Below are 9,012 nucleotides of genomic sequence, written 5' to 3'. Positions count from 1 at the left end.
TTTTTTGTGTTTTACGTTTTGTTATTGCTTATTAATCTGCGGCTTTTTCAAGGATTTGTAGCGGCAGCGTCACCACATCAAATGCTAAGGCAAAAGGCAGTAACACCAGTTTTTGGGCGCTATTAGGGCCGCGGCGAGTGACCTGCTCGTGCTCTGTTTGTGTATAAAAGCTGACGGTATAAGGCTTGGTCAGTGAGCGGTAATTGGACTGAATCAAACGTAAATTGCTGACTTGCGGATAGATAGCGCCTTTGACAGGAACGCTAAAGCAAAAGCGCTGTGCATCGATGCGCTGGTCGCTAGTGGTGGTGCAGTCACGGCCATTATTTTGCAAAAAGAACTGATAGTCTGAGCGCTGAAACTCGTCTTTTAATTTGGCATAAGACAGTTTCATCTCTCCTTGAAAAACGCCAGCGTTATCGGGTACATAAAAGCTCATGTCATTATCGACGTGGATGTTTTTGGGTGTCAGGGTGCTCAGTAAGCTGATCATCTCTGTCCCGCCCTGCGTCAACACATAGCTGTTTTTTTCGCCGACGATGACCATGGTAGCATTGGGCGTTTTGGGTAACACCTGAGCTGGGCGACCAAAAGCGACGATCTGATCTTCGGATAATATCTTTTTGCTGGTTTGGCTGCTGACATGACGATCATTTTCTAGTAGTGTGCTGGTAGCGCAGCCTGAGCTGGCGAGTAGCGCTGCAAGCGATAGCCCTATCCAGCTGGCTTTTAGATACCTGTTTAGGTATACGTTTAGGTATACGGCCGCGCTCATGCTTTGCAGCTTATGAATTTGCAGCTTATGAGAGAGTGGGGGTTTTGATGGGGTCATGGTCGCACTTCCTTGTTTGCGATATTGTTGTGGGGAGATGACGGTGGTTTTCTGTAGATATCCTACCTTGTTTATCCAATACTTTGCTACTGCAAATAGAGATTTTGCGGCGGCAAATGACAGTGCTGTTGGCACCGACTGCCCTGCCTGTTATTGGTCTGACTGTTATATGCTGGGGTGAGATTTATAATAAAACAGGACGGTTTACGCGATGGTAAATCGTCCTGTTTATCAGCTCGATAGGAGCAGAGCCTGCCAGAGCATTCAATCCAAATGCTGCTTAAAGCCGCGCTGCTTATCGCGCTCCCAGTCGCGGTCTTTCAGAGTTTTACGTTTATCGTGTTGTTTTTTACCGACGGCAAGGGCGATCTGACACTTGACCATCGAACGCTTCCAGTAGCAAGACAGCGGCACACAAGCATAGCCTTTTTGATTGACCGCGCCATATAATTTGTCGATCTCGCGGCGATTGAGCAGCAGTTTACGGGTACGGATGCTATCGGGGCTAATGTGCGTCGAGCTAGATAGCAGAGGCTGGATATGAGCACCAAACAAGAAAGCCTCACCATTACGAAAAGTAATATAAGCCTCGGTGATGGACATTTTACCTGCACGAATGGCCTTGACTTCCCAGCCTTGCAAAGACAAGCCTGCCTCAAAGGTTTCTTCGATAAAATACTCGTGCCGCGCTTTTTTATTGGCGCAGATTTGATTGTCTGGTTTTTTTGCTTTTTTTGACATAAATTCTCCATCAGGATGTCAGTGCGCTGCATCCTTGTCTTACCATTCCTCATCCAAGACCATCGGCGGGCCTACTATGTGAGATGAGTCGAAGCGCTTATTGTAGCAAAGCAAAGAGGCAAAAGGTAAATCGGCTGTTAGGACAAATGTAGCAGATAAGTATTAAATGTAGGCAAAATTTGCTAGCATGTGCAGTATCATTAACGACCAGATTAGCACTGCTATGAATTCAGCAAATGTCGCCCATGCTTCAAAGCTTCAGACCAAGATTTTATACCCTGGCACCTTTGACCCCATTACCAATGGCCATGTCGATTTGGTGACGCGCGCGACCAAATTATTTGATGAGGTGGTCATTGCCGTGGCATCAGGGCACCACAAAAAACCGCTGTTTAGTTTTGAGGAGCGGGTGGCTTTGGTCGAGACGGTGTTTGCAGATTTGCCGCAAGTGTCGGTGGTGGGTTTTGAAGGTCTGCTCGTGGATTTTATGCGCCTGCAAGGTGCCACTGCCGTCTTGCGTGGTTTGCGTGCGATGTCGGATTTTGAGTATGAGTTTCAGCTGGCCAATATGAACCGCGAGCTCGATGAAAATTTTGAGGCGGTGTTTTTGACGCCATCGCAAAACTACTCGTTTATCTCATCGACGATGATTCGTGAGATTGCCAAGCTTGGCGGCGATGTCAATAAATTTGTGCCACCTTGTGTCTCGCAAGCTTTTGCCAAAAAGCTCACGCTTAACTAGCCGTCACCGTTTATCTGCTGACAGTTATTTTATCCTTCACCAAACTCGCCAGAGTAATCTGCCGCGCTTGTTATTAGTCATACATAAGGAGCAGTTTATGGCATTGTTAATCACTGACGAATGCATCAACTGTGATGTCTGCGAGCCTGCTTGCCCAAACGAGGCCATCTCTGAGGGCGATGATATATATGTGATCGACCCTGATCTGTGTACAGAGTGTGTCGGTCACTTCGATGAGCCGCAATGCGTGGTCATCTGTCCTGTCGACTGTATTCCAAAAGACCCCGATCATATCGAGAGCGAAAGCGATTTATTGGCCAAATACAAGCGTATCACTGGTCAATAATGCGCTGAGATGCTGCTGCCTAACAAAGCCTAGGAATAATATGATGAATACGGATATTCAATTGCCCATACACTTTTTTCAACATACATACTTTTCGTTTGCGAGCGGACGATGAGTATGCCTACCAACGACTTCGACCACCAGCACTTGTGGCATCCCTATGCCAGCTTGCCGCCCACTTATCCAAATATCGTCATTGACCATGCCGAAGGTATCTATATCGTCACTCAAGATGGCACGCGCCTCATAGATGGCATGTCGTCATGGTGGGCAAGCGTGCATGGCTATAACCATCCGGTGCTCAATGCGGCAATGACTCATCAGCTCGGCAAAATGGCGCATGTGATGTTTGGGGGCTTGACCCATCAGCCGGCGATAGACTTGGGTGAAAAACTGCTCTCCATCGTACCAGCAGGCCTCGATGCTGTTTTTTATGCTGATAGTGGTAGTATCGCGGTGGAAGTGGCATTAAAGATGGCGCTACAGTATCAGATTGCTGCTCAGCGTCCGCAAAAGTGCCAGTTTGCCTCGACGCATTCAGGCTATTATGGCGATACCTGGCATGCGATGAGCGTCTGCGATCCTATCAATGGCATGCATAGCTTATACGGTAAGCAGCTACCGGTACAGCATTTTGTCCCAGCCCCGCCATTGGGATTTGAATATAAATTAACGCAAGACGTGCGCGATGAATTAACCCAGTTTTTTGCTAAACATAGCGCTCAGCTTGCCGGATTCATTATCGAGCCTGTCATTCAGGGCGCCGGCGGCATGCGCTTTTATAATCCAGAGTATTTGCAATTACTGCGGCAGTTATGTAATGCGCATGATGTGCTGTTGATTACCGATGAGATCGCCACAGGCTTTGGCCGTAGTGGTAAGCTTTTTGCGTGTGAGCACGCCGATATCAGCCCCGATATTATGACCGTGGGTAAGGCGCTAACGGGCGGCTATATGACCTTTGCGGCCACCTTATGCACCCGCCATATTGCCGATACCATTCATCACAGCGACTATCCTGCACTGATGCATGGGCCCACCTTTATGGGTAATCCGCTGGCCTGCGCGGTCGCTTGTGCGTCGATTGATTTGATTTTGTCTTATGATATCGAGAGGCGTACGGCAGATATGCAAGCCGTTATGGAGTCGCAGCTTGCGCCAGCAGCGACATTGGATGGTGTCAAAGAGGTACGTTGTTTGGGCGCGGTCGCCGTCATTGAATTGGATAAAGCGGTCGATATGCCTGTTTTTCAATCCTCACTGATCGAAAATGGCATTTGGGTCAGACCCTTTGGTAAATTGGTCTATATCATGCCGCCCTTTGTCGTGACGGATGATGAGCTGGTGACGCTATGTCAGTCACTACTGACCGTCGTTACCTTTTATTTAAATCAAACTTGTGTCACCAATAGAGCGGCTATATGAGTGTGCTATTTATCTCCGGTATCGACACCGATATTGGCAAAACTTACGCCACCGGCATACTGGCTAAGGCCTTGATGCAGCAGGGCATAAATATCATCACCCAAAAGCTGGTACAAACGGGCGTTGGGGTTGATTTGGCCAGTGGTGAGATGAATATTGCTGATGATATTGTTACTCATCGCCAGTTGATGGATGTACCGCTACAGCCGTGTGACCTTGCTCACACCACATGCCCTTATCGTTATAAAAAACCAGCGTCGCCGCATCTGGCGGTCAGGCTGGCCGATGATGTGTTAGACCCTGATGTCATCACTCAGGCGACGCGGCAATTGCAAGTAAACTACGATGTGGTGTTGCTAGAAGGGGCAGGCGGTTTGCTCGTACCCATAACCGAGCAATTACTGACGCTAGATTATATTGCCACCCAAGGCTATCCAGTGGTTTTGGTGACCTCGGGTCGCCTTGGCAGTATCAATCATACTTTGCTTAGCCTTGAGGCCATCAAAGCACGCGGTTTAACGCTGCATAGCGTGATTTATAATCCTATTCATGATAATGCGGCTCAGACAGATCCTGAGATTGCGACGAGTACCATGGCGTTTTTACAGCACCATCTGCAGCAGTACCATCCGGACACGTACTGGCTGACCTTGCCCTATATACAGCAAGATAAGCAACGCCACACTCTGCCAGATTTTTATTTACCAAATGGTTTTGTCTGAGGCGGCTACAAGCGATTATTTGACGAGGCAAAATTAGTCACAAAAGATATTCCCAGATGAGACTTGGGTTTGCTATACTAGCGCCCTTGGTAGACTAGGCGATCGCCGCTGCACACTGGCAACAGATGCGCAGGGGAGGAAAGTCCGGGCTACATAGGGCAGCGTGCCAGCTAACGGCTGGGCAGGGTAACCTGACGACCAGTGCAGCAGAGAGGAGACCGCCGCGCGCAAGCGAGGTAAGGGTGAAAGGGTGCGGTAAGAGCGCACCGCGTGGCCAGCAATGGTGCACGGCATGGTAAACTCCACGCGTAGCAAGACCAAATAGGCATCGGCATGGCGCGGCCCGCGTTCGATGCGGGTAGGTTGCTTGAGCGTATCAGCGATGATGCGCCTAGAGGAATGATCGTCCACGACAGAACCCGGCTTATCGGTCTACCAACTTTTTTATGCTTCGTTTTTTAAGCGTTGTGTTTAAGCATTGTTTTTACGCTTCGTTTGTATAGTTAGCAGTGATGTTTTTGCGCTTAATTTGAATAAAACTCATTTTTTTGCAAAAAAAAGCCAATTAGGGGTTGACGGTATCCACCTCTATCGGTATTATACCGAGCCTTAAATGGCGATGTAGCTCAGCTGGTTAGAGCGCACGACTCATAATCGTGAGGTCGAGAGTTCAAGTCTCTCCATCGCCACCATATATCATAAAACCTAATCAGTTTTAAAAAGCCAATCCTTCATGATTGGTTTTTTTTTTGCCTAAAATAACTTAAAAACTCCGTCAGGCTGAGGGATTTTTATAATGAAGCCGCTTATAAAAGAGTCAATAAGCTTACGGATTTCTTGCTATATCATTGGTTTATCGGTTTACTCACAGATTAATTCTTGTAACTTGTGTCCTGCTTACTTATCATAGGGGCTGTTTTCGGTAAAGTCCTGTAACGCCATGTCTGTACAATTGCCTCCTTATCGTCCCATCAAGCACCGTAGTGGCCTTAAAGTCATGGGTGCTGCATTTCATGCGTTGCTGATGCGTGAGCTACAGACGCGCTTTGGTGGCTATCGTCTGGGCTATCTGTGGGCGCCACTTGAAGTCTTGTTCCAAGTGCTGATTTTTTTGGTTATCTTTGGCGTGATTATTGAGCGCGCTTTACCGGGAATGAACTATTCCTTGTTTCTAGTCGCAGGCATGGTGCCTTTTCGCATGTTTCAAAGGATAGCGACGAGAGCATTGGGAGCGGTAGAAGCCAATAAAGGCTTATTGATGTATAGGTCTATCAAACATATTGATGTGATTATTGCGCGCTCATTTTTAGAGCTGATTATTTATTTCTTTACTTCGATCTTATTGCTGTTAGGTTTGGCTTTTTTTAATATCTATGCCAGCTTAGAGAATCTACATATCGTACTGTTTTGCTGGATCACACTGTTTTTATTTAGTTTTGGCATTGCACTGATGATGATGGTTATTGGTTATTATGGTGGTGAGATTAGCAAGGTGATTACCATTATATTTACCATCTTGTACTTTGCTTCTGGCATTATTTACCCGATTCATGTGGTACCAGAGCCATACTTTAGCTACCTGCTTTACAATCCTTTTATTCATAATATCGAACTGATCAGGCATGCTTTTGCCCCTAATTATCCCGCTTATCATATTGATATCACCTATTTTTTGAAGTGGACAGTGGCTGTCAACTTCTTAGGTCTACTCATGTATAAAGCGGTAGAAAAAGATCTAATACGCTCAAAATAAAGCTCGTAGTGTTTCATTTTTATGATATTTATAATATCTAGTTTTATTTTATGGTAAATAAATGATTGAAGTTAAAAATATTTCTAAGTCATTTATGACAAAAAAAGGTCGGCATTATCTTTTTAAAGATCTCAATCTGACCATTGGTGATAAGCAAAGCGTTGGCTTGCTCGGGCGTAATGGCGCAGGTAAGTCAACCTTGCTGCGTATCATCTGCGGACTTGATGAGCCAGACCATGGTGAGATCATCACCGACTCTACCATCTCATGGCCAGTCGGTGTGGCAGGAGGCTTTCAAGGCAGTTTGACGGGTCGGCAAAACGTCCGCTTTGTGTGCCGGCTATATTCAAGCGGGGCCTATATCGATGAAAAAATTCGTTTTGTCGAAGAGTTTGCAGATATTGGTAACTATTTTGATATGCCGGTCAAAAGCTACTCATCTGGTATGAAGGCTCGTTTGACCTTTGGGCTGAGTCTGGCGTTTGATTTTGATTATTATATGCTCGATGAAGCCGGAGCGGTGGGTGACGCGGCATTTCGTAAGCGCAGCGAAGAGGTTTTGGCCGCCCGCCGAGAGCAAGCAGGGTTTTTGATAGTGTCGCATAATATCGGTGATATTAAGCGTAACTGCGATATTGGTATTGTATTAATGGATCAGACAGCACACGTCTTTGAAGATACAACAGAAGCGATTGAGGTTTATGAAAAGCATATCCACAAAGCAAAAAAGTAAGATAATTAACCTCTCGTTATTTATCGGCTTAGTCATACTGCCTTGGGTGCTCGTGATATTTTATGTCATGACGCTGGCTCATCCACGTTATATATCGACCGCTGATGTGGTGGTAAAGCAAGTCAGCGAGTCAAGTGTGCCGTCCGGTGGTGGTCTGTCTGCGCTACTGGGTGTCAATAGCACCAGCAAAGAAGACGCCACTTATCTGACGGAGTACATTTTATCGAATGATATGGTGAAGCGGCTAGATAATAAGTTTAAGTTTCGCGAGGCTTATTATGTCGATGGCTCAGACCCCATCTATGAGATTGATCCGGATGCCACGCAAGAAGAGCTGCTCGATTACTTCAAAAAGCGGGTACACATTAACCTCGATGAGCAAAGCTATGTGCTGTCGGTGGCGACAGAAGCCTTTGATTCACGCTACGCGTTTGAGCTAAACAAAACCATCTTGAACGAGTCTGAGCAATTCGTAAACCGTATCTCACAAGAAGTTGCTCGTGATCAGTTGGTGTTTGCCGAAACCCAATTAGAAGAGTCACAAGATCGCCTAAACGACGCCAAAGAGCAGCTATTAAACTATCAAAACACCAATGAGATTTATGACCCGCAGGCCAACGCCCAGATTATCAATCAGCTGATTGGCAGCCTACAAGGACAGCTAAGCTCTCTACGTACTGAGGAGCGGCAACTGCTTAGCTATCTCAATCCTGATGCGCCGCAAGTGGTGTCGATCAGAAGCCAAATAAAAGCGATTGAAGCGCAAATTCGTCAAGAGCAAACCAAGCTGACCTCGCCAAATACCACCAAGCTAAACCGTCAAGCGGTGCAGTTTGAGACCATCAAAGCGGATGTGGACTTTGCCACAGAGCTGTATAAGCTATCGCTATCATCACTTGAAAAGGCGCGCCTAGAAGCCTTTAAAAAGATGAAAAACCTGATTGTGATTTCAACCCCTTATGAGGCCGAAGAAGCGTTGTATCCACGCCGCGCTTATATCATTTGGACATCACTTATATTGTTATTGATATTCTACGGTTTTGTGCGTTTGGTGATGGCCGTTGTCCGCGATCATCGTAGCTAGTTTTGCGGTCTGCCAGCTTTGACCGACCAGATATCACTAATGATCGACAGATCAGTAAAGGAATATAATTCATGAATACGAAACCACGTGCGATCGTGATGATGATAAGTGTGGCGATGGCTGCTATGAGCATGTCAGCAAACGCCGTCAGTTATGCTGAGCAAATGGCAGGCTCTAGCTTTGGTACAAGCGCCAATAATGCCAGCCAAGATCAAAATCGCAATAATATCAATGTTTCAACCCAAGCGTTTGCTGGCGGTGTACCTGGACAGGCCACCACCCAAGAAGCGGTGAATGCCGCCAGCTTGCCCAGTCAGTCGGTTATTAACACCACCCGCCCTTACCAAGACATCAACACCCAAGACATGATGTTTGGTGAGCAGCTATTTCGCGGGGCTTTTTCGACCACCTCCGGCTCGACCTTTAACGACAGCTATGTGATAAACCCAGGCGACAATGTCCAAGTACGCATGTGGGGCGCCTATCAATTTGCCTCCACCATGACAGTCGATCCACAAGGCAATATTTTCTTGCCAAACGTCGGTCCGGTACGTATCGCTGGGGTTCAAAACGGCAACTTACAAAACGTGGTCAAAAGCGCGGTCAATCGTATCTACCGCTCAAACGTCGGCGT

Annotated in this window: 10 protein-coding genes, 1 tRNA gene and 1 other RNA gene; 10 read left to right on the top strand and 2 right to left on the bottom strand. The window is 46.7% G+C overall.

What is annotated here, in order from left to right; translation table 11 throughout:
- Positions 1 to 31: 31 nt before the first annotated feature.
- Together NK638_RS10930 and smpB are read right to left on the bottom strand one after the other, a co-directional pair.
- Positions 32 to 832 carry a hypothetical protein gene (locus NK638_RS10930; RefSeq protein WP_274633041.1) on the bottom strand — a complete coding sequence of 267 codons (801 nt, stop codon included), beginning with the start codon at positions 830 to 832 and terminating at the stop codon, positions 32 to 34.
- A gap of 264 nt (positions 833 to 1,096) precedes the next feature.
- The gene (gene smpB, locus NK638_RS10925) at positions 1,097 to 1,573 is read right to left on the bottom strand and encodes an SsrA-binding protein SmpB (protein WP_075101997.1); all 477 of its coding nucleotides are present in this window, start codon (positions 1,571 to 1,573) and stop codon (positions 1,097 to 1,099) included.
- Between the two features lie 223 nt (positions 1,574 to 1,796).
- Here smpB and coaD point away from each other — a divergent pair, with 223 nt between their 5' ends.
- The 10 genes from coaD to NK638_RS10875 form a co-directional block, all read left to right on the top strand.
- Positions 1,797 to 2,315 carry a pantetheine-phosphate adenylyltransferase gene (coaD, locus tag NK638_RS10920; protein WP_075102063.1) on the top strand — a complete coding sequence of 173 codons (519 nt, stop codon included), beginning with the start codon at positions 1,797 to 1,799 and terminating at the stop codon, positions 2,313 to 2,315.
- Between the two features lie 97 nt (positions 2,316 to 2,412).
- A complete protein-coding gene (locus NK638_RS10915; protein ID WP_105244803.1) occupies positions 2,413 to 2,661 on the top strand; it encodes a YfhL family 4Fe-4S dicluster ferredoxin in 249 nt (82 codons plus the stop codon).
- Between the two features lie 111 nt (positions 2,662 to 2,772).
- On the top strand, positions 2,773 to 4,086 hold the full coding sequence (gene bioA / locus NK638_RS10910) for an adenosylmethionine--8-amino-7-oxononanoate transaminase (protein WP_274633040.1): 1,314 nt from the start codon (positions 2,773 to 2,775) through the stop codon (positions 4,084 to 4,086).
- Complete coding sequence (bioD, locus tag NK638_RS10905) at positions 4,083 to 4,808, top strand: dethiobiotin synthase (RefSeq protein ID WP_274633039.1); 726 nt, start codon at positions 4,083 to 4,085, stop codon at positions 4,806 to 4,808. The genes bioA and bioD overlap by 4 nt, the downstream gene beginning before the upstream one ends.
- A gap of 86 nt (positions 4,809 to 4,894) precedes the next feature.
- Positions 4,895 to 5,251: RNase P RNA component class A (rnpB, locus tag NK638_RS10900), an RNA gene on the top strand.
- 172 nt (positions 5,252 to 5,423) lie between these two features.
- A tRNA-Met gene (locus tag NK638_RS10895) sits at positions 5,424 to 5,500 on the top strand.
- A gap of 248 nt (positions 5,501 to 5,748) precedes the next feature.
- Positions 5,749 to 6,561 (top strand): ABC transporter permease, encoded by an 813-nt coding sequence (locus NK638_RS10890; protein ID WP_274633038.1) that lies wholly within the window; start codon positions 5,749 to 5,751, stop codon positions 6,559 to 6,561.
- A 61-nt stretch (positions 6,562 to 6,622) separates the two neighbouring features.
- Complete coding sequence (locus tag NK638_RS10885) at positions 6,623 to 7,294, top strand: ABC transporter ATP-binding protein (protein WP_192995928.1); 672 nt, start codon at positions 6,623 to 6,625, stop codon at positions 7,292 to 7,294.
- Positions 7,263 to 8,378: a capsule biosynthesis protein gene (locus NK638_RS10880; protein WP_274633037.1), complete on the top strand. Its 1,116-nt coding sequence runs from the start codon at positions 7,263 to 7,265 to the stop codon at positions 8,376 to 8,378. The genes NK638_RS10885 and NK638_RS10880 overlap by 32 nt, the downstream gene beginning before the upstream one ends.
- A 71-nt stretch (positions 8,379 to 8,449) precedes the next feature.
- The coding region (locus tag NK638_RS10875; protein WP_274633036.1) for a polysaccharide biosynthesis/export family protein at positions 8,450 to 9,012 on the top strand (563 nt) is incomplete at its 3' end.

Origin of the sequence: Psychrobacter sp. A3 (genome assembly GCF_028823565.1) — a bacterium.
GTDB lineage: Bacteria > Pseudomonadota > Gammaproteobacteria > Pseudomonadales > Moraxellaceae > Psychrobacter > Psychrobacter celer.
The sequence above is the reverse complement of the archived record's forward strand: the minus strand, read 5'-3'. Positions and strand labels throughout refer to the sequence as shown.

What these genes read in the sequence shown, in the direction of transcription:
- NK638_RS10930 (WP_274633041.1), bottom strand. Translation starts at nt 832, where the DNA reads ATGACCCCATCAAAACCCCCACTCTCTCATAAGCTGCAAATTCATAAG.
- smpB (WP_075101997.1), bottom strand. Translation starts at nt 1,573, where the DNA reads ATGTCAAAAAAAGCAAAAAAACCAGACAATCAAATCTGCGCCAATAAA.
- coaD (WP_075102063.1), top strand. Translation starts at nt 1,797, where the DNA reads ATGAATTCAGCAAATGTCGCCCATGCTTCAAAGCTTCAGACCAAGATT.
- NK638_RS10915 (WP_105244803.1), top strand. Translation starts at nt 2,413, where the DNA reads ATGGCATTGTTAATCACTGACGAATGCATCAACTGTGATGTCTGCGAG.
- bioA (WP_274633040.1), top strand. Translation starts at nt 2,773, where the DNA reads ATGAGTATGCCTACCAACGACTTCGACCACCAGCACTTGTGGCATCCC.
- bioD (WP_274633039.1), top strand. Translation starts at nt 4,083, where the DNA reads ATGAGTGTGCTATTTATCTCCGGTATCGACACCGATATTGGCAAAACT.
- NK638_RS10890 (WP_274633038.1), top strand. Translation starts at nt 5,749, where the DNA reads ATGTCTGTACAATTGCCTCCTTATCGTCCCATCAAGCACCGTAGTGGC.
- NK638_RS10885 (WP_192995928.1), top strand. Translation starts at nt 6,623, where the DNA reads ATGATTGAAGTTAAAAATATTTCTAAGTCATTTATGACAAAAAAAGGT.
- NK638_RS10880 (WP_274633037.1), top strand. Translation starts at nt 7,263, where the DNA reads ATGAAAAGCATATCCACAAAGCAAAAAAGTAAGATAATTAACCTCTCG.